Annotated in this window: 20 protein-coding genes, 1 pseudogene and 1 riboswitch; of the genes and pseudogenes, 12 read left to right on the top strand and 9 right to left on the bottom strand. The window is 75.4% G+C overall.

Features of this window, described 5'->3' with window-relative positions:
• Window positions 1-97: 97 nt before the first annotated feature.
• The 6 genes from O7628_RS09525 (at window position 98) to O7628_RS09500 (ending at window position 5282) form a co-directional block, all read left to right on the top strand.
• Window positions 98-883 carry a DeoR/GlpR family DNA-binding transcription regulator gene (locus O7628_RS09525; RefSeq protein ID WP_074472345.1) on the top strand — a complete coding sequence of 262 codons (786 nt, stop codon included), beginning with the start codon at window positions 98-100 and terminating at the stop codon, window positions 881-883.
• 86 nt (window positions 884-969) lie between these two features.
• Window positions 970-1980, top strand: coding sequence for an ATP-binding cassette domain-containing protein (locus tag O7628_RS09520; protein WP_278129700.1), 1011 nt, complete (start codon window positions 970-972; stop codon window positions 1978-1980).
• Complete coding sequence (locus tag O7628_RS09515) at window positions 1977-3002, top strand: ABC transporter permease subunit (RefSeq protein ID WP_278129699.1); 1026 nt, start codon at window positions 1977-1979, stop codon at window positions 3000-3002. Before O7628_RS09520 ends, O7628_RS09515 begins: the two co-directional genes overlap by 4 nt.
• Before the next feature lie 125 nt (window positions 3003-3127).
• A complete protein-coding gene (locus O7628_RS09510) occupies window positions 3128-3640 on the top strand; it encodes a DUF3263 domain-containing protein (protein WP_278129698.1) in 513 nt (170 codons plus the stop codon).
• A 66-nt stretch (window positions 3641-3706) separates the two neighbouring features.
• Window positions 3707-4702 carry a hypothetical protein gene (locus O7628_RS09505; protein ID WP_278129697.1) on the top strand — a complete coding sequence of 332 codons (996 nt, stop codon included), beginning with the start codon at window positions 3707-3709 and terminating at the stop codon, window positions 4700-4702.
• 70 nt (window positions 4703-4772) lie between these two features.
• Window positions 4773-5282 (top strand): GNAT family N-acetyltransferase, encoded by a 510-nt coding sequence (locus O7628_RS09500; protein WP_278129696.1) that lies wholly within the window; start codon window positions 4773-4775, stop codon window positions 5280-5282.
• A gap of 57 nt (window positions 5283-5339) precedes the next feature.
• Here the strand turns inward: O7628_RS09500 and O7628_RS09495 are convergent, their stop codons facing one another.
• From O7628_RS09495 to O7628_RS09465, 7 genes and pseudogenes are all read right to left on the bottom strand, one after another.
• Window positions 5340-7640 (bottom strand): AAA family ATPase, encoded by a 2301-nt coding sequence (locus O7628_RS09495; RefSeq protein WP_278129694.1) that lies wholly within the window; start codon window positions 7638-7640, stop codon window positions 5340-5342.
• A 74-nt stretch (window positions 7641-7714) separates the two neighbouring features.
• Entirely contained in the window at window positions 7715-8422 is a 708-nt protein-coding gene (locus tag O7628_RS09490; RefSeq protein ID WP_278129692.1) for a hypothetical protein, read from the bottom strand.
• 39 nt (window positions 8423-8461) lie between these two features.
• Window positions 8462-9214, bottom strand: a complete 753-nt coding sequence (locus O7628_RS09485) for an ATP/GTP-binding protein (protein ID WP_278129691.1) — start codon at window positions 9212-9214, stop codon at window positions 8462-8464.
• A pseudogene (locus O7628_RS09480) lies at window positions 9192-9539 on the bottom strand (DUF742 domain-containing protein); the annotation flags it as partial. The gene O7628_RS09485 and the pseudogene O7628_RS09480, both read right to left, overlap by 23 nt.
• Before the next feature lie 431 nt (window positions 9540-9970).
• Window positions 9971-10435: a roadblock/LC7 domain-containing protein gene (locus O7628_RS09475; protein ID WP_074472352.1), complete on the bottom strand. Its 465-nt coding sequence runs from the start codon at window positions 10433-10435 to the stop codon at window positions 9971-9973.
• Complete coding sequence (locus O7628_RS09470; protein WP_278129689.1) at window positions 10432-13311, bottom strand: nitrate- and nitrite sensing domain-containing protein; 2880 nt, start codon at window positions 13309-13311, stop codon at window positions 10432-10434. Before O7628_RS09470 ends, O7628_RS09475 begins: the two co-directional genes overlap by 4 nt.
• Window positions 13301-14533 carry a hypothetical protein gene (locus O7628_RS09465; RefSeq protein ID WP_278129687.1) on the bottom strand — a complete coding sequence of 411 codons (1233 nt, stop codon included), beginning with the start codon at window positions 14531-14533 and terminating at the stop codon, window positions 13301-13303. The genes O7628_RS09470 and O7628_RS09465 overlap by 11 nt, the downstream gene beginning before the upstream one ends.
• 367 nt (window positions 14534-14900) lie before the next feature.
• Between O7628_RS09465 and O7628_RS09460 the strand changes: the two genes are divergently transcribed.
• From O7628_RS09460 to O7628_RS09450, 3 genes are all read left to right on the top strand, one after another.
• Entirely contained in the window at window positions 14901-17771 is a 2871-nt protein-coding gene (locus tag O7628_RS09460) for an alpha/beta fold hydrolase (protein ID WP_278129684.1), read from the top strand.
• Window positions 17771-18643, top strand: a complete 873-nt coding sequence (locus O7628_RS09455; RefSeq protein ID WP_074472356.1) for an ABC transporter permease subunit — start codon at window positions 17771-17773, stop codon at window positions 18641-18643. The genes O7628_RS09460 and O7628_RS09455 overlap by 1 nt, the downstream gene beginning before the upstream one ends.
• A 285-nt stretch (window positions 18644-18928) precedes the next feature.
• On the top strand, window positions 18929-19378 hold the full coding sequence (locus O7628_RS09450) for a DoxX family protein (protein WP_178066572.1): 450 nt from the start codon (window positions 18929-18931) through the stop codon (window positions 19376-19378).
• A gap of 186 nt (window positions 19379-19564) precedes the next feature.
• On the opposite strand, the gene O7628_RS09445 is transcribed toward O7628_RS09450, so the two are convergent.
• Complete coding sequence (locus tag O7628_RS09445; RefSeq protein WP_278129681.1) at window positions 19565-20020, bottom strand: hypothetical protein; 456 nt, start codon at window positions 20018-20020, stop codon at window positions 19565-19567.
• Between the two features lie 185 nt (window positions 20021-20205).
• Window positions 20206-20339: riboswitch (SAM riboswitch) on the top strand.
• Window positions 20340-20351: 12 nt separating this feature from the next.
• Here O7628_RS09445 and thrC point away from each other — a divergent pair.
• The 3 genes from thrC to paaN all read left to right on the top strand — a co-directional run bounded on the left by thrC (window position 20352) and on the right by paaN (window position 24679).
• The gene (gene thrC / locus O7628_RS09440; RefSeq protein WP_178066570.1) at window positions 20352-21638 is read left to right on the top strand and encodes a threonine synthase; all 1287 of its coding nucleotides are present in this window, start codon (window positions 20352-20354) and stop codon (window positions 21636-21638) included.
• 260 nt (window positions 21639-21898) lie between these two features.
• A complete protein-coding gene (locus tag O7628_RS09435) occupies window positions 21899-22918 on the top strand; it encodes a GNAT family N-acetyltransferase (RefSeq protein WP_278129680.1) in 1020 nt (339 codons plus the stop codon).
• A gap of 87 nt (window positions 22919-23005) precedes the next feature.
• Window positions 23006-24679 (top strand): phenylacetic acid degradation protein PaaN, encoded by a 1674-nt coding sequence (gene paaN / locus O7628_RS09430; protein ID WP_278129678.1) that lies wholly within the window; start codon window positions 23006-23008, stop codon window positions 24677-24679.
• 66 nt (window positions 24680-24745) lie between these two features.
• Here the strand turns inward: paaN and O7628_RS09425 are convergent, their stop codons facing one another.
• Window positions 24746-25225, bottom strand: coding sequence for a GNAT family N-acetyltransferase (locus tag O7628_RS09425; protein ID WP_246384726.1), 480 nt, complete (start codon window positions 25223-25225; stop codon window positions 24746-24748).
• Window positions 25226-25286: the final 61 nt, after the last annotated feature.

The raw sequence follows: 25286 nt of genomic DNA, 5'->3' as shown, positions 1-25286 counted from the left end.
CCCCGATCGCGCAGAGCGGAGTTTTGCACCTTGGTAGTTTCGCGCACTACTGTGCACGCAATCAATCACCCTTCGTGCAGTCAGTGGAGGCGCCGCAGTGGACCGGTACGCCCGATGGAACGCGCTGCTGGAGATGCTCACTGACAACGGGCGGGTGAGCGTGGAGGAGGCCGCCGGGCGGCTGGACGTCTCCCAGGCCACCATCCGGCGCGACTTCGACCAGCTCGCCCAGCAGCAGATGATCACCCGGACGCGGGGCGGCGCGGTCGCCAACGGCGTCTCCTACGACCTGCCGCTGCGCTACAAGACGGCCAAGCACTCGGCCGAGAAGCAGCGGATCGGGGCCGCCGCCGCCGCGCTGGTCACCCCGGGCACCGTGGTCGGCCTCAACGGCGGCACCACCAGCACGGAGGTGGCCCGCGCGCTGGCCGTCCGGCCCGACCTGAACACCAGCGCCGAGGGCGCCCAGCTCACCGTGGTCACCAACGCGCTCAACATCGCCAACGAGCTGCTGGTGCGCTCCCGGATGAAGGTGGTGGTGGCCGGCGGCGTGGTCCGGCCCAAGTCGTTCGAGCTGGTCGGCCCGCTGGGCGGGGCGCTGCTGCGCGAGGTCACCCTGGACGTCGCCCTGCTCGGCGTGGACGCGATCGACCCGCAGCTCGGCGCCGCCGCCCACCACGAGGGCGAGGCGGCGATGAACAACCTGATGGTGGCCCGCGCCAAGCGGGTGGTGATCATCGCGGACTCGTCCAAGCTGGGCGGGCACGCGTTCGCCCGGATCTGCCCCGTCGACCGGGTGGAGACGCTGGTCACCGACTCGGGTGCGAACCCGGAGCTGGTGGAGGCGTTCCGCGCGGCGGGCGTGCACGTCGTCATCGCCTGACGCGCCGGACTGCATACCGGGTATTGCTTCCCCCTGCATACCGCGTATGGTGTGCGTCGTCACCGACTCATCGGGGGAGGCGCAGCTTGTCAGCTGTCCTGGAAATAGAAGGTCTACGCAAGACGTACAAGAGCCGCCGCCGGGGGACCCGACACGCCCTCGACGGCTTCGACATGCGGGTCGAGCAGGGGCAGGTGCACGGCTTCCTCGGCCCCAACGGCTCGGGCAAGACCACCACCCTGCGTACGCTGCTCGGGCTCATCCGGCCCAACGGCGGCCGGATGGCGATCCTCGGGCAGGAGGTGCCCGCCGCCCTGCCCGCCGTCGTCGGTCAGGTCGGCGCGATCGTCGAGAGCCCGCAGTTCTTTCCGCACTTCACCGCGCGCGACACCCTGTCGCTGCTGGCCGGGGCGGGCGACGTGCCGCAGACCCGGGTCGACGAGGTGCTGGAGCTGGTCGGCCTGCGCGACCGGGCCGGCGAGCGGGTCAAGACGTACTCGCTCGGCATGAAGCAGCGCCTCGCGGTCGCCTCGGCGCTGCTCAAGAACCCGAAGCTGCTCATCCTCGACGAGCCCGCCAACGGCCTCGACCCGGGCGGCATCCGGGAGATGCGCACGCTGACCCGGGACCTGGCCGCCTCGGGGATGACCGTGCTGCTGTCCAGCCACATCCTCGGCGAGATCCAGCTCATCTGCGACTCGGTCACCATCATCTCGCTGGGCCGGCGGGTCGCGTTCGGCCCGGTCGACCAGGTGCTCGCCGAGCACTCCGGCGGGGCCGTGCGGGTCCGGCTGGAGGCGGTCGCCGACCTGCCGGCGGCGGCCGACGCGCTCAGCCGGGCGGGCGTGGCCGTCACCGCCCACCCCGACCATCTGATGCTCGCCGGCGTCGAGAAGCCGGCCCAGGTGAGCCGGATCCTCGCCGGCCAGGGCCTCTACGTCAGCGAGCTGGCCCCCGTCACGGTCGACCTGGAGAGCGTCTTCCTGGAGTTGACCTCGACCGCGCCCGTGCCGGGGCAGCACCGCCAGGTCGACCAGTCCACGAAGGTCGGCGACGCGGGCCAGCCCGGCGTCGCCGGGGGAGGTTGGGGCGCATGAGCCTCTATCGCACGGAGCTGCGCCGGCTGGGCAAGCGGCGCTTCGCCCGCTGGGCGACGATGCTCGGCCTGCTGCTGCTCGGGGCGGTCCTCGTCGGGGTCTTCGTCACCAACCAGAAGATCGGGCCCGAGCAGCAGGCCGCCGCCCAGCGGCAGGCCGAGCAGTCGTACCAGGAGCAGGTGCGCTGGGCCGACCAGGAGCGCAAGGCCTGCGAGCAGGCCAAGGCGTCCGGTCAGGACCAGCAGCAGGAGGGCCGGTTCCCGCCGGACTGCGAGATGATCACCCCGCCGCCGCCGGAGAGCATCCAGGCGGACTGGTTCCTGCCGTCGACGTTCAACTTCCGCGCGAGCTTCGAGGAGATGATCGTCACCTTCACCGCGATCCTGGCGCTGCTCGGGTTCGTGATCGGCGCCTCGTTCGTCGGCGCCGAGTGGAGCTCCGGCGGGATGATGAACCTGCTGCTCTGGCGGCCGCAGCGGCTCACCGTGCTGCTGACCAAGCTGGCGGCGCTGCTCACCGGACTGGTCGCCGTGACCCTGGCCACCGCCGTGGTCTGGACCGCCGGGTTCTGGGCCGTCGGCACGCTGCGCGGCACCACCGCGAAGATGACCGCCGGGGTGTGGCAGTCGTTCGCGCTCACCGGGCTGCGCGGGCTGGTGCTGATCGTGTTCGCGGCGACCGTCGGGTTCGCGCTGGCCTCGCTGGGCCGGCACACCGCGCTGGCCCTCGGCGGGGCGATCGGGGCCGCCGTGGTCGGCCAGTTCGGCCTGGGCATGGTGTTGTCGATGGCGGGGGCGCGCTTCGTCGAGGTGTGGCTGCTGCCGACCTACGCGCTCGCCTGGATGACGAAGAAGGTCACGCTGGAGGACTGGAACTCCTGCAACTCCTCCTCCTACTACGGGGAGTGCAATCCGGAGACCTTCGACCTGACCTGGCAGCACGCGTCGATCCTGTTCTCCGTCGTGCTGGTGCTCGCCCTCGGGTCGGCGCTGGTGACCATGCGCCGGCGGGACGTCGCCTGAGGGTGGCACCGGGTGGGCCCGGCCGCACCGCACGTCCGATGCGGTCCGGGTCCGCCCTGGTTAGGCTGGGGATCCCCCGGCCGGCGCGGCTCCGCCGGCCCTTCGCCGCCCGCGTGAGGACCGTCATGCCGCCTGCCGACGCCGCCCCGGCCGACACCGACCGGCCCGAGCCGGCGCGCCCCCGCGGCCGGGAGGCGACGGGCACCCGGGAGGGCGTCACCGTCCCCCCGCCCCGGTCCGCGCCGGACTCCGCCACCCCCGCCCCGGCCACCCGCGCCGAGCCCGCGACCGCCGAGCCCGAGCCCCGGGCTGGAGCCGCCGAGCCGGAGCCCGGACCCGCCGACCCCGATCCCGACCCCGGGGCCGTCGGCACCGGGCCGGAACCGGCCGGGCCGGTCGCCGCCGCCACCGGCCTCGCCGAGCGGGAGGTGCGCATCCTCGCCTTCGAGCAGCAGTGGTGGCGGCACGCGGGGGCCAAGGAGCAGGCGATCCGGGACACCTTCGGCCTCTCCGCGACGCGCTACTACCAGCTGCTCAACGGGCTGCTGGACAATCCGGCCGCGCTGGCCGCCGAGCCGGTCCTCGTCGGCCGGCTGCGCCGGTTGCGCTCCTCCCGGGCCCGCAACCGGCGGCGCTGACCGCGCGAACCCGGTCACCGACGGTCCCGATCCCCGGCACAATCGAGCCGAGGGAGGGAGCGGCGGATGGCGGCAGCGCACCGGGGCGTACCGGACGGGGAGGCCCGGCCGGGGCGGACGGCGACGGCCGGGCGGGCGACGACCCCGGCGGAGGCGGCGGCTGCGCCGGGCACCCGCGCCGGGTCGGCGGGGCCGACGATGCGGGTCTGGTCGGCGTCCGCGCCGGCACCCGGCCGGGCCGTCAACGAGGACCTGGTCTTCCGCTTCGGTCCGCTGGTCGGCGTGCTGGACGGCGCGACCGTGCCCGAGGGATTCGCCACCGGCTGCGTGCACTCCCCCGCCTGGTACGTCCGGCACCTCGCCGCCCGGATCGGGCTGGCCGCCGCCGCCCGGCCCGCGGCCACCCTGGTGAGCACCCTCGCGGCGGCGATCCTCGCGGTACGGGCCGACCACGGCGCCGACTGCGACCTCGACCATCCCGGCACGCCCTCGTCCACCGTCTGCCTGCTGCGGGAGAGCGGCGAGGAGGCGGACTGGCTCGTGCTCTGCGACAGCCCGCTGGTGCTCGACGTCGGCGGCCGGGTGCGCGCCGTCACCGACGACCGGCTGGAACAGGCGGTGGCCGACCTGCGGCGCACGGCCTCCACCCTGCCCGCGGGCCCCGGCGACGACCCGGTCGGCCGGTTCCGGCGGGCCGTCACCGTGCAGCGGCAGCGGATGAACCGCACGCACGGCTACTGGGTCGCCGCCGCCGACCCCGACGCCGCCTACCACGCGCTCACCGGCACGGAGCCGCTGCGGGGCCCGGGCGGCCTGCGCCGGGCGGCCCTGCTCACCGACGGCGCGTCCTGCGCCGTCGAGCAGTTCGGGCTGTTCGACTGGGCCGGCCTGCTCGACCTGGTCGCCGCCGAGGGGCCCGGGGCGCTCCTCGACCGGGTCCGCGCCGCCGAACGCGACCGGCCGGACCGGCTGCGCCGGCACAAGGCCACCGACGACGCCTCCGTCGTCCTCTGCGAGTTCGGCCCCGGTCGAGCCACCGCCGGCCCGCCGACCGGCTCGTAGCCGCTGCCGGACCGGTGGAGGGGCGCGAAAGGGTGGACTCGGGCGGGTGCGGGACGGCAGACTTCGGCACGTGACGGGAACGGTCCGGTTGGAGCCGGTGGACGAACGGAACCTGGAGCCGCTGCTCTCGGTGGCCGTCGCCGAGGCCGAGCCCGACGACGTGATGCCCCCGGTCGACGCGCCGGCCGGCTGGTCGCACGCCCGGCGGGAGGCGTTCCGCGACTACTACCGCACGGGCATGGCGGGCCTCGACGGCCCCACCCACACCGCCATGTACGCGGTCCTCGTCGGCGGCGAGGTGCTGGGCATGATCCGGATGACCCGCCGCGCCGAACCGGGGACGGTGGAGACGGGCATCTGGCTCGGCCGCTCCGCCCGGGGGCAGGGCGTGGGCGCGGCGGCCCTGCGCGAGCTGCTCGACCTCGCGGCGGCGGCCGGGATGCACACGGTGGTGGCGGAGACCACCCGGGGCAACGCCGGTGCCGTGTCGGTGCTGCGCCGGTGCGGCGCGAAGCTGATCGAGGACGGCGACGCCGTGCGCGCGGAGATCTCCCTCGACGCCATCCCGCCCGCCCTCTGAGCCGGCCGACACCCCTGCGGTGGCGGGGCGCGGGCCTCACCGGTCCCCGCGCGGGCCTCAGCGCGCGTCGCGGGCCTGCGCGTACGCGGCCAGCCAGGCGACCTGCGCCGGGTCGAGCGACGGGCGGACCCGCTGCCGCGCCGTCTCGACGTGCCCCGCCGTGACCGTCGACGCGGTCAGCGACTCGCGCATCGCGGCGAGCGCCGCCTCCCGCACCAGCGCCGCGCAGTCCGCCGCCGAGAAGCCGTCCAGCCCGCCGCCGAGCGCCGCGAGGTCGACGTCGTCGGCGAACGGGACGTGGCGGGCGGCGGCGCGCAGGATCTCGGCGCGGGCGTCCCCGTCCGGCGGCGGCACGTACACCAGCCGTTCCAGCCGGCCGGGGCGCAGCAGCGCCGGGTCCACCAGGTCGGGGCGGTTGGTCGCGCCGACCACCACCACGTTGCGCAGCGACTCCACCCCGTCCAGCTCGGTGAGCAGGGCGGCGACCACCCGGTCGGTGGTGCCCCCGTCGCTTGCCTGCCCGCGTACCGGGGCGAGCGCGTCCACCTCGTCGAGGAAGACCAGCGTCGGGGCGGCCTCCCGGGCCCGGCGGAACAGCTCCCGCACCGCCCGCTCGCTCTCGCCGACCCACTTCGACAGCAGCTCCGCGCCCTTCACCGAGAGCACGTTGGCCCGCCCCGAGCCGGCGAGCGCGGTCACCAGGAAGGTCTTCCCGCAGCCGGGCGGCCCGTAGAGCAGCACCCCGCGCGGGGGCTGCACGCCCAGCCGGGCGAAGGTGTCCGGGTAGGTCAGCGGCCACAGCACCGACTCGGTCAGCTGCTCCTTGACCTCGACCATGTCCCCGACGTCGTCGAGGGTGACGTCCGCCAGCTCCAGCGTGGACGCGGCCATCGTGGTCGGCCGGACCACCTCCAGGGCGGCGGTGAAGTCGGCCATCGCCACCGTCGGCGCGTCGGCCGTCTTCTGCCGCAGCGCCGCCCGCACCCCGGCCTCCCGCACCAGCGCCGCCAGGTCGGCGGCGACGAACCCGGGGGTACGCCCGGCGACCTCGTCCAACCGGACGTCCTCGGCCAGCGGCACCTGGCGGGTCAGCACGGTGAGCTGCTCCCGGCGCAGCGCCTGGTCGGGCAGCGGCACGGTGATCCGCAGCGACAGCAGGTCCGGGGCGCGCAGCCCGGGGTCGACGGCCTCGGGGCGGCTGGTCGTGCAGACCACGGCCACCCCGGCCCCGACGGTCTCGGCGAGCACCTGCCGGAACACCGTGGCCACCGGGCCGGCGTCGTCGGCCGGGGCGAGCGCCTCCACGTCGGTGACCAGCAGCACGGCCGGGCCGGCGGCGCGCACCTCGTCGGCGGCGGCGCGCAGCCGCCGGGCCGCGGCGTCGTTGGCGAGCGCGGCCAGCTCGGGCGCCCAGAGCGGGCGGACCCGCGCGCCCACCCGGGCGGCGACCGCCCGGACCAGCGCCGACTTGCCCGATCCGGCCGGGCCGGCGATCAGCACCCCGAGCGCCACCGTGGTGCCCAGCCGGCCCAGCACCTCCCGGTGGTGGAACCCGAGGTCGAGCAGCTCGGTCAGCTCGTCGGCCTGCGCCCGCAGCCCCGGCAGCTCGTCGACGGCGGGCGCGGCGTCCGCCCCGGCACCGTCGCCGTCGGCGGCCCGCCCGTCAGGTCCGGCCGCCCCGGTCGTCGCGTCTGGCCCGGCCGCCGGACCGTCCCCGGTGGCGTGACCGGAAGCGCCGGCGTGGCCGGGCCCGGCCGAGCCGCCGGCCCGGGTCGCCGGCCCGTGCTCCCAGCCGACCACGGTGTCCATGGTGACCAGCGCGGCGACGCCCGGCTCGGCGGCGACCACGGTGAGCAGGGTGCTCGTCCAGGCGTACCCGACGGTGCTGGAGAGGCGGTGCCGGGCCGCCGCCACGAGGGCGCGCACCGAGGCGTCCGGCAGCACGTCCTGCGGCAGCAGGGACACGTCGTCGCCGACGGTGACCACCTTGCCGAGCAGCGCGAGGCGGAGCATCTCGGGGGAGACCGCGGCGGCGACCTGCACCGGCCCGGTCAGGGTCACCCGGCGGGCCGGGGCCACCGGTGCGGGGCTCACCGTGACCTGCCCGCCGTCGCGTACGCCCAGGTTGCCCAGGAGCAGGTCGTCGGCGTAGAGCAGCGCCGTGCTCGCGGCGGGCCCGGCCGGCGCGACGATCCCGGCGGTCACCCGGCGGCCGGCGAGCCGCACCGGGTCGCCGGGGCGCAGCGCGAGCGCCGTCAGCACCTCGGGGTGCAGCCGCACCACGCCGCGCCGGCCGTCCAGCGCGGCCGGTCGCAGGCTGGCGACGAGGGTCAGGTCGGGTGGTGCGGGTGCGGCCATCGCCCGAGGTTAGCCGCAAGGAAGGGCCCCCTGTTAACGCCTACGGTAGAGAAGGGTCCCCCTCTCACACCGGGTCAGCGCGTGGGGTCGGTGCTGTCGAGCAGCGACGGGTCGCGCCGGATCAGCTCCGCCAGCCGGGCCGCCGGGTCCACCTTCAGCCGGTCGGCGTCGGACGGCCACGCCGGCACGGCCTTCACCGTCAGCGGCCACACCGGGGGCGGCACGGTCGCGGCCTCCGCGCCGACGGTCACCCGCCCGTTCGACCAGCCGACCCGCAGCGGGTACGCCTGCCCGTCGTGCTCCACCCGCAGCGCGACCGTCATGCCGGGGTGCGCCGCCACCACCCGGGCGACCGCCCCGGCCACCTCGTCGACGGGGTCCCGCCCGGCGACACCCACGGGATGGACGGGGGCCGGCGCGGCGGGCAGGGCCGGGGCGCCGCCCGTCCGGCGGGGCAGGGCGTCCACCGGGTCCCCGCCGACGTCGCCCGTCGGCCGGGGGCGGGGGTCCGGGGCGGCGTCGGTCCCGGCTACCGCGTCGACCTGTGCACCCGGGCTGGGGTCGTGTCGCGCGTCGGCGCGTACGGCCGGGGTGGGATCCGGTCGTGCCTCGGCCCGTGCGGCCGGCTCGGCCCGGCCGACCGGGTGGGCCCCGGCCCGCGCCGGAACGGTCCGCCCCGCCGGCTCCCTGCCGGGCTCGTCGCCCGGGTCGACGCCCCGGCGGCGGAGCGCCTCCTCACGCCGGGCGAGCCGGGCCAGGGTCTCGTCGAGATCACCTCTCATGTCGCCACCCCTTCCGCGTGTGGACCGAACCGGGCCGGTTCAGTCCCTCCTGTCCCGGGTGGCCCGGTCCAGCGCCCGGTCCAGGACGACCAGCAGGGCGTCCCGCACCGAGAGCCGGTCCCGGGCGTCGAACTGCACCAGGGGGACCTGGTCGGAGATGGCCAGGGCCCACCGGATCGAGGGAAGGTCCACGGCCAGCCGGCCGTCGAAGGCGTTCACCCCGACGACGAAGGGCAGCCCGGCCCGCTCGAAGAAGTCGATCGCCGGATAGCAGTCGTCCAGCCGCGAGCTGTCCACCACCACCAGCGCGCCGAGCGCCCCCCGGGCCAGGTCGTCCCACATGAAGCCGAAGCGGTTCTGGCCCGGCGTGCCGAAGAGGTAGAGCTTGAGGCTGCGGTCGATCGTCACGCAGCCGAAGTCCATCGCGACCGTGGTGGTGGTCTTGCCCGACCGCGCGCCGGGGTCGTCGATGCCGATTCCGGCGCTGGTCATCTCCGCCTCGGTGGTCAGCGGCGCGATCTCGGAGATGGCCCCGACCGTGGTGGTCTTGCCCACCCCGAAGCCACCGGCGACCAGGATCTTCACCGGGATCGGGGGCGTGGACCGGCCCGGGCTGGCGTTCGGCGTGCCGTGCCGTGGCCCGGCCGGCGGCGCCGGGTTGGTGGTCGGCGGGGTGGCGCGTCCGGTGGCCGGTGTGGCACCCGTCGGGGTGCCGTAGCGGGCGGCGGCGCTGTTGGCGGAGAGCCCGCTCAGCGGGGCCGGCGGCCATTCAGGAGATCGCACGGAGTCCATCAATCACTCGCAGGATGATGTCGGGGTCAAGGGCGTCGTTGGCGGTGTTGACGTGCACGTCGAGGTGGCCGGCGGCCCGGAGGTCGCCGACCAGGATCCGGGTGACGCCGAAGTGCAGCCGGGCACGGGCCGAGATCTCCGCCACGGAGATCGGCTCTCCACAGAGCGCGATGATCGCCTGGAGCTCGGGGGCGAGCCGGGAGACCGGCCCCGCGCCCCGGACGCCGGGACCGGGGCGGGCGGTCACCTGGGTCTCCAGGCTGATCGCCGGGTCCACCCCGGCCACCCTGCCGGAGGTCAGCACGAACGGGCGTGGCCCCGTCGGCAGGTGCGGATCGGGAGCGCCCGACCGGCCGGGCAGATCGTGCGCCGGGCTGCCGGGCGGGCCGTCGCCAGGACCGCCGGGGAAGCCGGTGCCGCCTTCCGGGAAGCCGCCGCCGGGGAGGCCCGGGCCGCCTTCCGGCCAGCCGGTGCCGCCGCCGGGGAAGCCGAGGCGGCTGCTCGGGAGACCGGGGCCGCCGGCCGGGAGGCCGCCGCCGGGGAAGTCGGGGCCGGGGAAGCCGGGGCCGCCGCCCGGGAAACCGGAGGCGCCGTCGGTCGGCCCGGGAGCGCCGCCCGGGCCGCCGGGGTGGCCGGGGCCGCCCGGGAAGCCGCCCGACCCGCCCGTCCCGTCGTCGTCCGGGGACTGCGCCCGCAGGTAGGGCCGGATCCGGACGACGGGTTCCGGATCCGGCCCGGTGCCGGCGACCTCCGGGCTCACTGCTGTACGGCGTTCTTCAGCTCGGCGATCAGTCGCGGGGTGAGGGCGCTGCCGGCCCGCCCGGCGAAGAGGGTCATCTCGTAGGCCACGGTGCCGAGGTTCGCCGACCGGTCGGCCACCACACCGAGCACCGAGCCGGCGCTGATGGAGCTGATCAGCAGGTAGCCGTCGGCCATGTCGACGATGACCCGGTTCAGGCCGCCGAGGGCGTACCAGCTCGCGGCCCCGCCGGCGAGGCTCGTCATGCCGGAGACGACGGCGGCGAGGCGCTCGGCGTTGGACCGGTCCTTGATCGCCGACATGGCCATCAGCAACCCGTCGGAGGAGACCGCGATCGCCTCCATCACACCGGCGGTGCTGGACGTGAACGAGTCCAGCAGCCAGTTGAACGTGCGGGCCTCGGGGCTCAGGTCGGTGGGGTGCTGGTGCTCGATGTTCTCGTGCAGGTACGGGCTGGTCACCGTGTTGATCCCTCTTCGTAGCGGCGGTCAGGACGGGCTTCACGCAGCGCGCGGGCGACGCCCGCCTCGAACTGGTTGATGAGGTCGCGCACCTCTGCGGGGTCGCCGGGGTCGGACGGGGGAGCGGGCCTGGGTGGCGGGACGGCCAGGTTGGCGCCGGGGACCCGTCGGGTCAGTCGGGGAGGGTCGGCGACCAGGGGAGCCGCCACCGGGGCCGCAGCACCCGGGGGAGCCGCCGCTGGGCGGCCCGGCGTCGGGGGAGTCGGCACCGGGCGGCCCGGCGTCGGGGGAGCGACCGCTGGGCGGGCCGGCATCGGGGGAGCCGCCGGGGGGTGCAGTTCGGCCCGGCGTACCCCGGCTTCGAACTGCTCGACCAGCGCGCGGGCGGCGGCCGGGTCGGCGGTGGTGGCGTCCACCGGGCCGACGACCGGGCCGGTGTGCGGCAGGCTCGCGCCGGGCACCCGCTGGCGGATGCCCGACGCGCCCCGCGAGGTCCCGCCCGACCCGCCGGGCGGCGGCGCGGAGCCGGGCGGCGCGGAGCCGGGCTGCGGGCCGGTCGGGAAGGAGAGGCCCCGGGGCCGGGCCGGCAGGAGCGGTGTGCCGGCGGCCCCGCCGACCGGACCGGCGGCACGGGAAGGCCGGCCGGCGCCGGGGGCCGCCGGGGGAGCGGCGGCGTCGGGCGCGACCGGGGTGCCGCCGACGGTCGGCGGGGCGTCCAGGGTGGGGGCGCCCGCCCGTCCGGACGTGGCGGCCGGCGGCTCGACGACCGCCTCGAAGGCGTTCCAGGAGTCGCCCGACTCCATCGACCGGGTGGCGCGGCTGAGCAGCTCGCGGTCCACGCCGAGCGCCACGCCGAGCGCCACGGTCCCGTCCACCGACCCGTCCCCCGGACCGCCGGCGGGCGCGGGGTGGGCGGTGGCGGCGACGGCCAGCGCCCGGCCGGGACCGGTCGGCTGCGGACGGCCGGACGCGGCCGGCCGGTCCGGCGCGGCCGTCCCGGTGGCCGGTTGCCCGGCCTGGCCGGCGGGCGGCACGACCAGCAGCGCCGACGGGACCTCCAGCCGGGCGGTGACGCCGCCGCCGGTGGTCGGGACGAGGTCCACCGTCCAGCCGTGCCGGCGGGCGAGCCGGCCCACCACGAAGAGGCCGAGCACCTCGGTCGGGACGAGGTCGAGCCGTTCCCGGCGGGTCAGCCGGGCGTTCTCCTCGGCCAGCCGCTCCTCGGTCATGCCGATGCCGTGGTCCACCACGGACAGCCGCATGCCGTGCCCGGCCGGCTCGGCGGTCACCACCACCCTCGTGTGCGGCGGGGAGAAGACGGTGGCGTTCTCCATCAGCTCCGCCAGCGCCAGCACCAGGTCGCCGACGGTGGACGGCGCCGCCGACACCCCGGCCGGGACCTGCACGTCGACCCGGGTGTAGTCCTCGATCTCGCCGAGCGCGAGCCGGACCACGTCGGTCAGCGGCACCGGGGCCACGTGCCCGTCGGCGCCGGTCGAGCCGGAGAGCACCACGAGGCTGCCCGCGTTGCGGCGCAGCCGGCTGGAGACGTGGTCCAGCCGGTAGAGGTGCTCCAGCCGCCCCGGGTCGGTCTCCTGCTGCTCCAGCCGGTCGATGAGCGCGATCTGCCGGCCCACCAGGTTCTGCGTACGACGCCCGACGTGGCCGAACATCTGCGCCACGTTGCGTCGGCCGGCGACCTGCCGCTCCACCAGCCGGGCGGCGGTGCTCTGCACGCGTTCGAACGCGCGGGCCAGGTCGCCGATCTCGTCGCGGCCCCGGACGTCGACCGGGTCGAGGCGGATCGGCGGGACGTTCTCGCTCTCGTCGTCGGCGACCCGCACCAGCTCCGCCTCGGCGGCCCGGGCGACCCGTTCGGCGGAGCGGGTGAGCCGGGTCAGCGGGCGGGCGACCAGCCGGGCCACCGCCATGCTGAGCAGCACCACGAGGAGCATGACCAGCACCGCCGTGACGCCGACCACCCAGGCGGCGGTGAGGGCCCGCTGCTCCTCCTCGCGCACCTGCGTGGTGACGTCCGCGGCGATCTTCTTCTCGACGAACTGGCCGAGGGTGGTCATCGACTGGACGGAGGGGAAGAGGGTGTCCAGCGGCACGCTGCTGAGGGCGGCCACCGGGTCCTTCTCGCTGTCGACGATGAACGTCGGGCCGGTCCGGGCGGCCACCGCCGCGTCGTCCAGCAGCGCCAGCTCCAACTGCTCGGGGGTGACCAGGCTGCGGAACCGGTCGGTGTCCACGGTCAGGGCGGCCATGCAGGCGATGTAGCTGGCGATCGCCTTCGGGTCGCTGGTCTCCTTGACCAGGACGATCAGGGTGGCGCACGCGCCCAGGCTCTCGTCGGCGCGCAGCAGGCCGTCCAGGGCGAGCACCTGCTGGCCGACCGGGGTGGTGGTGTCCACCTTCCAGGCCAGCCGCAGCGAGTCGATCAGCTCCACGGCGAGCGGGCCGAAGGCTTCCATGACCCGCACCGGGGTGGCCCGGCCGGCGAGCACGGCGGCGCGTACGTCGGCGAGCCCCCGCACCTGGTCGAGCGCGAGCCTGACCCGGTCGGTGAGCTGGCCGCCCAGCTCGGCGCGGATGTCGGCGACCCGGTCGTCCACGGTGGCCGACTTCTGGATCACCTCCGTGCGGGACGCCCGGCCGAGCAGCAGACCGACGGAGAGCAGGCGCTCCTGCTGGAGGTCCTGGACCAGGGTGCCGACCCGGCTGGCCACCCGGACGGCCTCGGCGGTGTCCGCTGCCCGCCCGGCGGTGGCGACCCGGTCGAGGACGATCGGCACGGCGAGCCCGACCATGCTGAGCAGCGGAACGATCACCAGCAGGGCGAGCTTGCCCCGGATGCGGAGCCTAGCGAGCATCGAAGGGCCCCCACCGCTCGGCGCTGGTGGGGCGGCCCTGCCCGGCCGGCTGGAGCATCCGGGGCTCGACCTGGGCGACCGTGCCGGCCGGGGCGGACCCGTGGCGGTCGGCCGGGGCGTCCCAGCCGGTCTCGTCGGCCGCCGGTGGGCCGGTGTCCCCGCCGGCCGGTCGGCGGTCCCGCCCGATCCGGCGGTCCCGGGCGGTGATCAGCACCGCGGCGAGCGCGCCGAGCAGCAGGACGGCCAGGATGCCCGCCCCGGCGGCGAGCCGACGGTCCCGGTCGAGCTGGTCGATGCGGTCGGTCAGCAGCGCGTCCAGCTCGTCGAGGATGACGGGCTGGAGCTGGCGGGCGGCCTCCTGGGCGGCGGTGCGGGCGGCGATGAGGTTGGTGAGCGCGCGGGCGGTCGCCGCCTCGTCCTCCAACCGGACCGCCGAGGTGGGGGCGGCGAGCGCGCCGAGCCGCTCGATGGAGCGCTGGTAGGTGTCCAGCGGGGCGAGCACGTTCGCGCCGAGCTTGGTGCTGTCCGTGCTGTCCACGGCCGCGCGCAGGTTGGTGATCAGGTCGTTGGCGGGGCTGATGGCGCTCGTCCACAGGGCGCCGAGCTGGGACACCATGGCGATGCGCTGGGCGTCGGGCAGCTCGGCGGCGACGGCGGCCAGGTCGCCGAGCCGGCCGGTGGCCACGAGCGATTCGGGCAGCTCGTCGCTGACCGCGTCCTGGAGGTAGTACGAGTCGGCCTGCTGGTCCCGGATCAGCCCGGAGGCCTCGCGCACCTTGCGGTGCAGGGCCAGCAGCAGGTCGGTGGCCTCGCCGTACGCGGCGAAGGTCGCCTGCGGGTCGGTCAGCCCCTTCTCGGGCAGCGCCTCCAGCTTGGCCCGCAGCCCGGTCCACCGCTCGTGGGTGCGCAGCGCGTCGCCGAGGCGGGCGTCCGAGGCGGCGACCTCCTCGACGGCCTTGCCCAGGGATTCCCGGGAGACGGTCCGGCCGGCGACGGCGGCGGACTGCGCCTCGACCAGGGCGAGGGTCAGCGGGCCGAGGGAGCGCAGGTACTCCACGCCGAGCCGCTCGCGGACCATGAGGTCGCGTTCCTCGCCGGTGTGCCGGCGCTGCTGTGCGAAGAGGAACGCCACCGGGGCGAGGAGCGCCACCACGAGCACCAGCGGCAGGATGCGGCCGGTCCGGTTGGGCCGTCGGGGGCCCCGCTGCGCGGGGACGGTCATGGGTTCTCCTCCGGCGACGGCGGATGCGGGCAGGTGCCGGGCCTGCCAAACAGTCCCGTTCACCGGACCGGAAAACTAGCGGACCGGCACCGGCACGCAGAGCCGTCAGCCGGTCAGTTTTGCGTCACTACGAGCGATGTCACCCGGTGTCGACCGATCCGCCACCCTCGGTGGCGGCGGCCCGGCGGAGATGGGCCGATCGGATGCGATATCGGTTGAACATCGGAATTCACATGATCCGAATTCACTTCGCTGGGATGCGGCAGACGCTGCGCAAACGATCAAAACAGGCCGCCGATCGGCCGGGCCGGACGGACGTACGGAGGATCTCAGCGAACGCTCAGGATCCGCACCGTACCGTTACCGCATGAGATCGCCGTTGTCGGCCGCACCGGTCCGACGGGCCCTGGCCACCCGCCCCCGCCGGATCGTCGCCGGCTCGGTGGCGGTCGTGCTGCTGGCGGCCGCCGTGCTCTGGGCCGCCCGACCCGGCGAGGCCGGCTTCCGCGCCGAGCCCGCGATGATCACCGTGCGCTCCGGGCCGTCCGGCGACGAGCCGGTCGACCTGGACACCACCTTCTACCTGCCCGACGGCGCGACGGCGGACCGCCGGGTGCCGGCGGTGCTGCTCGCGCACGGCTTCGGCGGCACCAAGGAGTCGGTCCGCTCCGACGCCGAGGAGCTGGCCGGCCAGGGCTACGCGGTGCTCGCCTGGACCGCGCGCGGCTTCGGCCGCAGCGGCGGCCAGATCCACCTGGACAGCCCCGACCACGAGGTGCGGGACGCGCAGCGGCTGCTGGACTGGCTGGCCGCCCGTCCCGAGGTGCGCACGGACGCCGCCGGCGATCCCCGGGTCGGGGTGGTCGGCGGCTCGTACGGCGGCGGCCTGGCCCTGCTGCTCGCGGCCCAGGACCAGCGGGTCGACGCGATCGTCCCCATGATCACCTGGAACGACCTGTCCCGCGCGTTCCTGCCGGAGAGCACCGGCGGGCCCGCCACCTCCGGCGTGTTCAAGAAGGGCTGGGCGGGGCTGTTCTTCGGCGGCGGCGGCAACGCCGGCTCCGGCCCGGCCGGGCTCTCCGGCACCTCCGCCGCCCAGCCCGAGGGCAACCCGGCCTCGGCGGGGCCGCCGAGCCCCGCGCCGGGCGCCGGGCCGGGCACCGGTTCCGGGCGCGCGCCGGCCGGGGCCGCCGACCCGTCCTGCGGCCGGTTCGCCGCCGACGTCTGCGCCGCGTACCTGCGCATCGCCACCACCGGGCGGGGCGACCAGGCGGCCGTGGACCTGCTCCGCCGGTCCAGCCCGGCCGGCGTGCTCGACCGGATCAAGGCGCCCACCCTGCTGGTGCAGGGCGAGGCCGACACGCTGTTCCCGCTCGCCGAGGCCGACGCGAACGCACGCGGCATCGCCGCCGCCGGCACCCCGGTCCGGGTGGCCTGGTTCACCGGCGGCCACGACGGCGGCGACGGGCCGCGCAACGACTCCGACCGGGTCAAGTACCTGACCGTCCAGTGGCTCGACCACTACGTCAAGGGCGAGGGGGCGGCCCCCGGCGACGACTTCACGTACTCGCGGATCGCCGGTTTCGACGCCCTCGACCGCGGCCTGGTCGCCACCGGCTACCGCACCGCCGACTACCCGGGGCTGGCCGGCGACGCGCGCCGCGAGGTCGCGGTGGCCGGCCCGGCCCAGCCGGTCGCCAACCCGCCCAACGGCAACCCGGCGGCCATCTCCTCGATCCCGTTCGCCGGGGCGCTCGGCTCGCTGCTCGGCGGCGTGGCCGGCGACGTGCCCGGCCAGCACGCCCGGTTCGAGTCCGCGCCGCTGGGCGAGGCGGTGGACGTGGCCGGGTCGCCGACCGTCACGCTGCGGGCCGCGTCGGCCAGCGGCGAGGCGGTGCTGTTCGTGAAGCTCTACGACGTCGACCCGCAGGGCGCGGCGACCCTGCCCAACGGGCTGGTCGCGCCGGTCCGGCTCACCGGCCTGCCGGCCGGGATCGACGCCGCGAAGCCGGTCACGGTCACCCTGCCCGCGATCGTCCGCCGGGTCGAGGCCGGGCACCGGCTGCGGGTCGTGGTCGCCACGTCCGACCAGGCCTACACGACCCCGGCCGAGCCGGCGGTCTACACCGTGGCGGCCGGCGACGGCCCGCTCGTGCTGCCGACCGTGGCCGGCGAGCCGATCCCCACCACGGCCGTCGTCTGGCGCTGGGTGCTGGCCGGGCTGCTGGCCGCCATCGCGGTCGGGCTCGTCGCGGTCGTCCTGGTCGCCCGCCGCCGGCACCGCCGCCAGGACAGCTCGGTGCATCCCGAGTACGCGGGCACGCCGCTGGCCGTGCGCCAGCTCCGCAAGGAGTACGCCGACGGCTTCGTCGCCGTGTCGAACGTCGACTTCGAGGTGCACCCCGGTCAGGTCGTCGGCCTGCTCGGGCCGAACGGCGCGGGCAAGACCACCACCCTGCGGGTGCTGATGGGGCTCACCCAGCCCACCGCGGGCGAGATCTACGTCTTCGGCCGGCGGCTGGTGCCCGGCTCGCCGGTGCTGTCGCGCATCGGCGCGCTGGTCGAGGGCCCCGGCTTCCTGCCGCACCTGTCCGGCCTGGACAACCTGAAGGCCTACTGGCGGGCCACCGGCCGGCCGTGGGAGGACGCGCACTTCGACGAGGCGCTGGAGATCGCCGGGCTCGGCGACTCGGTGCACCGCAGGACCCGCAAGTACAGCCACGGCATGCGGCAGCGCCTCGCCATCGCCCAGGCCATGCTCGGCCTGCCCGAGCTGCTGGTGCTCGACGAGCCGACGGACGGCCTGGACCCGCCGCAGATCGCCGAGATGCGCCGGGTGCTCCAGCGCTACGCCACCGACGGCCGGGCGGTGCTGGTCTCCAGCCACCTGCTCGCCGAGGTGGAGCAGACCTGCACGCACGCGGTGGTGGTCAACAAGGGGCGGATCGTCGCGTCCGGCCCGGTGGAGGAGATCGTCGGCGAGTCGCCGAGCGTGCTGTTCGACGTGACCGACCCCGACGCGGCGCGCGACGTGCTGGGCCGGCTGGCCGGCGTCCGGGTGCTGCCCGACGCCGAGGGGCAGCTGGTGGTGGACACCAACGGCACCGCCCGCAGCGAGGTGGTGGCCGAGCTGGTCCGGGCGGGGATCGGGGTGGACCGGGTGGTGCCGCGCCGCCGCCTGGAGGACGCGTTCCTCGCCCTGGTGGGCGAGAACTCTCGGGGAAGCGGGGACCGGTGATGACGCAGTCGTCTTCCACGGTGGGCGCGGCTGCCGGCTACCGGCCGTCGGCGACCCTGCCGTTCGCGGCGGAGTTCCGCCGGCAGGCGTCGCGGCGGCGTACCCAGCTCGCGCTCGGGTTCATGGTGCTGCTGCCGCTGATCGTGCTTGTCGCGTTCCAGTTCGACTCCGGCAACGACGACGACGGCGGCGGGGGCGAGTTCTCCAGCCTCGCCGACCTGGCCACCTCGGGCGGACTCAACTTCACCCTCTTCTCGCTGCTGGTCTCGGCGTCGTTCCTGCTGGTCGTGGTGGTGGCGCTGTTCTGCGGCGACACGGTGGCCAGCGAGGCGAGCTGGGGCAGCCTGCGCTACCTGCTGGCCGTGCCGGTGCCCCGGGCCCGCTTGCTGGCGGTGAAGCTGCTGGTGGCGCTCGCGTACTCGGGGCTGGCCCTGCTGCTGCTCGCCGGCACCGCCCTGCTCGCCGGCACCCTCCGCTACGGCTGGGAGCCGCTGCGCAGCCAGGTCTCCGCCCAGCTCGACCCGGCCGAGGGGCTGCTGCGGCTGCTGGCCGTGCTCGGCTACCTGGCGGTCGTCCTGCTGGCGGTGGCCGGGCTGGCGTTCCTGCTCTCCGTCGTCACGGACGCCGCGCTCGGCGCGGTCGGCGGCGCGGTGCTGCTGTGGATCCTGTCCAGCATCCTGGACCAGATCACGGCGCTCGGCGGGATCCGGGCGTTCCTGCCGACCCACTACGCCAACGCCTGGCTGGGCCTGCTGTCGACGCCGGTGCAGACCGACGACCTGGTGCGCGGCTGCATCTCCGCGATCGCCTACGCCACCCTGTTCTGGTCGCTGGCCTTCTGGCGCTTCACCCGCAAGGACGTCACGAGCTGACGGCGGAGCCGGGCACCTGCCCGCCGCCGGGACCGGTCGGGCCCGGTGGGCAGCTCGGGATCGGGCCTCCGTGACCGCCCGTGCGTGGCGGGCAGGTCGGTCGTGAGTGATCGAGGGCCCCGTGACGGCTCGTGCCCGGCGTGATCGCGTCGAGTGATTGTGCTGGTGGGGAAGTTCCGCGTCTCAAATATCGTGGGAACGCTCCCACGGACAGGGACAAGCATCGACCTTATCAAATTCTTACCGCATTCTGGCTGCATTGACTTCTGTCACTGGAGGTGTGGTATGAACATTGACCGGCTTAGCGGTCCCGTCCTGTCCCTGTTCCGCATGGTGATCGGCCTGCTCTTCTTGTTCCACGGCCTGTCGTCGCTGTTCGGCGTCTTCGGCGGCGCGCGAGGAACCGGTCAGGCGGTCCCGCTCGGCACCTGGCCAGGGTGGTACGCCGCCCTGATCCAGGCCGTCTGCGGCGCGCTGGTGCTGGCCGGGCTCTTCACCCGCCCCGCCGCGCTGCTCGCCTCCGGCTCGATGGCGTACGCGTACTTCGTGGTGCACCAGCCGGAAGGGCTGCTGCCGCTGCGCAACGGCGGTGAGCTGTCGGCGATGTTCTGCTGGGCGTTCGTGCTCATCGCGGTGCTCGGCCCCGGGACGTGGGCCGTCGACAACCTGCTGGGCCGTCGCCGGGAGCCGGCCGTCGCAACGCCCGCCCCGAGCAAGCGCTCGGTGCCTGCCTGACCCGACCGCCCGCCCCGCGACGCCGCGGCCTTGGCCAGTTGTCGCTCACGGCAGACCGGAACTGTCCAGGAATCGCCAGGCGGCGTCACGGGGCGGGCGGAGTTTCCCTTCGGGTGGCGAGGGCGGGGCGGCGGGGCGCCCGTCTCCGCCCCGGCGGCATGCCCCCCGCCCGGTCGGTGCCGCCGGTCAGATCCCCCCGCACACGCGCCAGTCGCCGCCCTCCTCGACCAGGACGAGGACCTTCTCCCGGCCGCCGCCGGTGACGGTGACCTCGGCCCGGGACCGGCCGCCGGTGCTGCTGCTCACCTCGGTCGAGGTGACCCGGTAGCCGCCCAGGGGCGGCTCGGCCGCCCGGGCCCGGGCGAACTCCTCCTGGGTCAGCTGGCTGCGCACCTCCTCGCAGAGCCGGGCGTACGCCTCCGGGTGGTTGCCGTCCCGCACGTCGTCGAGGTACGCGGTCGCGGCGTCCCGGGCGGGCGCGGTGGCGCCCTGGACGGTGCGGAAGAACCAGATGCCGCCGCCGGTGAGCGTGCCTGCGCAACAGAGCAGCGCCACCACGGCGGCCACGATGATCACGGTACGGGTGGTCCGGCCGGGCCTGCGCGGCTTCGGGGGCGGGCCGGGTGTCGGGGGATACGTCACGCCGTCAGGCTAGAAACCGCAGGCCACCCCCCGGCTCGGGGCCCTGGAGGCGGTAGCTCACGGTGTCGGAGGGGGTGCCCATGGTGACGGTGTGACCAAGTCGGCACCCCCGATCCGGCCCACACGCTGGGAACATCGGGTGGCGGTCGCCGCGATCCCCCGTAGACTCGGCGGCACAACTGAATACCTCATCCAGAGGGGCAGAGGGATACGGCCCGACGAAGCCCCGGCAACCACCCCCGTGCGTTCGATGGCGAACGCCGCGGACAGGTGCCAATTCCGTCCCCGCCGCAGGGTGCGATGCGGGGAAAGATGAGAGGACCTCCTCGACATGACGTCGACCCTCGCCGCGCCCGGCATCGACACCACGGCCAGCCCCGCCCGCGCCCTGGTCTGCCGCGCCTGTTCGGCGCGCTACCCGCTCGCCGCGCAGCACGCCTGCTACGAGTGTTTCGGCCCGCTCGAAGTCGACTACGACACGGCGGCCCTGGCCCGGGTCACCCGCGAGCAGATCGAGGCCGGGCCGCAGAACCTCTGGCGCTACGCCGCCCTCCTGCCCGCCGGCCAGGATCCGGCAGCCCGGGTGACCGTGGACCCGGGGCTCACCCCGCTGGTCGCCGCCGGCAACCTCGCCGCCGAGCTGGGCATCACCGCCCCGCTCTGGGTCAAGGACGACAGCGCCAACCCCACCCACTCCTTCAAGGACCGGGTGGTGTCGGTGGCGCTCACCGCCGCGCGGGCGCTCGGCTTCACCCGGTTCGCCTGCGCGTCGACCGGCAACCTGGCCAACTCGGTCGCCGCCCACGCGGCCCGCGCCGGCGCCCCGTCGATCGTGTTCATCCCCAGCGACCTGGAGCCGGGCAAGGTGGTCACCACCGCCGTCTACGGCGGCGAGCTGGTCGCCATCGACGGCTCGTACGACGACGTGAACCGGCTCTGCGGCGAGCTGGTGGAGACCGACGAGTTCGAGGACACGGCCTTCGTCAACGTCAACGTCCGGCCCTACTACGCGGAGGGCTCCAAGACCCTGGGCTACGAGGTGGCCGAGCAGCTCGGCTGGCGGATCCCGGCGCAGGTGGTCATCCCGATGGCGAGCGGCGAGCTGCTCACCAAGATCGACAAGGCGTTCAGCGAGCTGGTCGAGATCGGCCTCGTCGAGGCCCCGGCCGGCGGCTGGAAGGTGTTCGGGGCGCAGTCGGCCGGCTGCAACCCGATCGCGGCGGCCCTGCACGCCGACACCGACACCATCACCCCGGTCAAGCCGACCGGCATCGCCAAGTCGCTGAACATCGGCGACCCCGCCGCCGGGCTCTACGCCCTGGAGGCCGTGCGGCGCACCGGCGGGTGGATGGAGTACGTCGACGACGACGAGATCCGCGCGGGCATCCGGCTGCTGGCCCGCACGACCGGGATCTTCGCCGAGACGGCCGGCGGGGTGACCGTGGCGGTGCTGCGCAAGCTGGTCGAGTCCGGCCGGCTCGACCCGACGGCGGAGACCGTCGTGTTCAACACCGGCGAGGGGCTCAAGACCATCGACGCCGTCGCCGCCCAGGTCGGCCCCACCCACCGGATCAAGCCCTCGCTGCGCGCGGCCCGCGACGCCGGCCTGCTCGGCTGACTGTGCGGGCCGATCGGCCCGCCGATCCGTCGGGTAACCGACGTTTTGCCCTCCGTACGCAAAAACCCGCCGCCGAGGACTTGACGGCAGGAACCGGACGGCGCAAGATGCTCCGTGCGGGAGGGCGTTTCGCCGGAGACTTTAAGTTCTTACGACCCAACGCCGGAGGCGTTGTGCGATCGTCCCTCCCGACCAACGTCCGATCGGGCCAGCGGAGAAATTCGCTGGCCCGATCGTCTTTCCCCGGCCACCCTCGGCCCATGGGCATCACCATCACCCCGATCGACCCGGCGGACCAGGGCGCGGTCGACGCGGCGTACCGGATCCGGGCCGCCGCCGACGAGGCAGACGTCCCCGACTTCCCGCCGCTGTGCCGGAGCCGCTTCGAGGCGGCGATCCGGCACCCGATGCCGGGCAACGTGCCGGTCTGGGCGCTGGCCCGGCTCGACGGCGAGCCGGCCGGCTTCCTCGCCCTCGACCTGCCGCAGCTCGACAACACCGACAACTCCAGCGTCGACCTGTTCACGCACCCGGCGCACCGGCGGCGGGGGGTCGGCCGGGCCCTGCACGCGCACGCCGTGGAGCTGCTGCGCGAGCGGGGGCGCAAGCGGGTGGTCGGCGCGACCGTCGCGGCCCTGCCCGGCGGGCCGGCGCGCGGCGGGGCCGGCGGGGCGTTCGCCGCCGCGACGGGCGCGCGGGCGGTGCTGGGCGAGGTCCGCCGCCGCCTCGACACCACCCGGCTCGACCAGGCCGCGCTCGACGCGGCGCTGGCCGACGCCCGGTCCCGCGCCGCCGGCTACCGCACGGTTCGCTGGCAGGGGGCGGCCCCGCAGGAGCACGTCGCCGACGTCGCCCACCTCGACAGCCGGCTGATGGCCGACGCGCCCCTGGGCGAGCTGGAGTGGGAACCGGAGCGGGTCGACGTCGAGCGGATCCGGGGCGTCGAGCGGGCGTTCGACGCGCGCGGCCGCCGCCGCTACCACCACGGGGCGGTGCACGCCGCGTCCGGCCGGCTGGTCGCCTGGACGACGATCGACCTCGGCCCCAGCGTGCCCTGGCACGCGTTCCAGCAGATCACCATCGTCGACCCGGCGCACCGCGGCCACCGGCTCGGGCTCCTCGTGAAGATCGAGAACCTGCGGTACGCGCTCGACCACGAGCCGGGGCTGCGCGCGGTGGACACCTTCAACGCGCAGGCCAACACGTACATGATCGCCATCAACGAGGCGCTCGGGTTCCGCCCGGTCGACGCCTGGACCGACTGGCAGCTCACCCTCTGACTGGCCGGCCTGCGGCAGGGGCGACGGGCGTCCGGCGGCGTCCGCCGGCCCTACTGCCCACCCGCCGGCTGCGGCATGATGGCGGGCATGACGGAGACCCCGCATCCCGAGTACGACAAGCACGCCGACACCCTGCACCGGGCGCTGACCGCGATCACGGAGCGCGGGTACTGGTCCGCCTATCCCGAGTCACCCAGCCCCCGGGTGTACGGCGAGACCGCCGCCGCCGACGGCAAGGCCGCCTTCGAGGCGTACCTGGGTGGCGACTTCCCGCTCGACCAGCCGGGCAGCGGCGACCGGGTCGCCACCGAGGCCAGCCCCTTCGGGCTGGAGCTGAACGTCAGCTACCCGCACCCGGGCGTCGACGAGCTGGTGGCCGCCGCCTCCGCCGCCCTGCCCGCCTGGCGCGACGCCGGTCCGCAGGCCCGCGCGGGCGTCTGCCTGGAGATCCTCGACCGGCTGCACAGGCACGTCTTCGAGCTGGCCAACGCGGTGCAGTTCACCAGCGGCCAGGCGTTCGTGATGGCCTTCCAGGCCGGCGGCGCGCACGCGCTGGACCGCGCCCTCGAAGCGGTCGCCTACGCGTACGCGGAGATGACCCGCCACCCGGGGACGGCCGGCTGGGAGAAGGCCGCCGGCAAGGGCGACCCGCTGCGGATGACCAAGACGTTCCACGTGGTGCCGCGCGGGGTGGCCCTGGTGATCGGCTGCAACACCTTCCCGACCTGGAACTCCTACCCCGGGCTGTTCGCCTCGCTGGTCACCGGCAACCCGGTGGTCGTCAAGCCGCACCCCCGCGCGGTGCTGCCGCTCGCGATCACCGTGAAGTACGCCCGCGAGGTGCTCGCCGAGGCCGGCTTCGACCCCAACCTGGTGCTGCTCGCCCCCGAGGCCCCCGGCGAGAGGCTCGCCTCCACCCTCGCCCTGCACCCGGCCGTGAAGATCGTCGACTTCACCGGCTCCACCGAGTACGGCGACTGGCTGGAGGCCAACGCCCGGCAGGCGACGGTCTACACGGAGAAGGCCGGGCTGAACGCCGTGGTGATCGACTCCACCGACGACTTCGCCGGGATGTGCCGCAACCTCGGCTTCACGCTGACCCTCTACAGCGGCCAGATGTGCACCACCTCGCAGAACATCCTCATCCCCGCCGGGGGCATCGACACCGACCAGGGGCACAAGAGCTTCGACGAGGTGGCCGCCGGGATCGCCGCCGTCGTGGGCAAGCTCACCGCCGACCCGGCCCGGGGCGTCGAGCTGACCGGCGCGATCGTCAACGACGGGGTGCTGGAACGCCTCGACGAGGTCACCAAGGCCGGAGCGGCGGTGCTGGAGTCGCGTACCGTCGAGCATCCCGCCTTCCCCGGCGCGGTGGTGCGGACGCCGACCATCGTCAGGCTCGCCGCCGCCGACACGGCGACGTACGGCCGGGAGTGGTTCGGGCCGATCTCGTTCGTGATCGCCACCGACTCCACCGCGCACAGCCTGGAGCTCCTGCGCGCCACCGTGGGCGAGTCCGGGGCGCTGACCGCCGCCGTCTACTCGACCGACCCGGCGGTGCTGGACGCGGCCGAGGCGGCGGCGATCGACGTCGGCGTGCACCTGTCGTGCAACCTGACCGGCGGCGTCTTCGTCAACCAGTCGGCGGCGTTCTCCGACTTCCACGGCAGCGGCGCCAACCCGGCGGCGAACGCGGCGCTGACCGACGGCGCGTACGTGGCGAACCGGTTCCGCATCGTCCAGAGCCGCCGCCCCGCCTGAGGTGCAAGGAGGGGCCCCTTGTTAACGCTTTCTGTTGTACAGGGGGCCCCTGCAAACACCCCCGCCTCAGGCCGGGCGGCGCATCTGGAGCTCGCGCAGGGCGGGGAGCCTCGGGTGCGGGACCCGCACGCCCGTGTCGACGAAGCCCAGCCTCCGGTACGCCCGGTAGGCGCGGTCGTTGCCGACGACCACCTCCAGCATCAGCTCCGGCCGACCGCACTCCCGGGACCAGGCGGCGACCCCCTCGATCAGCGCGGCGAGCAGCCCGGTGCCGCGCCGGGCCGGCGTGACGTAGACGGCGTAGACGACGGTGAGGCCGGGTTCGTCCGCCGAGATCGTCCCGCCGGCGTGCCCGACGAGCCGCCCGGCGGGGCCACCCGGCCGGTCCGCGCCGGGGTCGGCGACGAACTGGGCGGTGTGCCGGCCGCTGGCGACCGACGCGACGCGGGCCGCGTACTCGGCGTGCGGGCGGGCGGCGGCCTCCGCCAGGGTCTCCAGGAAGGCCAGCGGCGCGTCGGCGAGCATCTCCAGCCGCAGCGCCCGCATCCGCGCCGCGTCCGGCAGGGTCAACCGGCGTACGTCGACTGCCGGCGCGGCGGTGTCGGCC

Origin of the sequence: Micromonospora sp. WMMD956 (genome assembly GCF_029626125.1) — a bacterium.
Lineage (GTDB): Bacteria > Actinomycetota > Actinomycetes > Mycobacteriales > Micromonosporaceae > Micromonospora > Micromonospora carbonacea.
The sequence above is the reverse complement of the archived record's forward strand: the minus strand, read 5'-3'. Positions and strand labels throughout refer to the sequence as shown.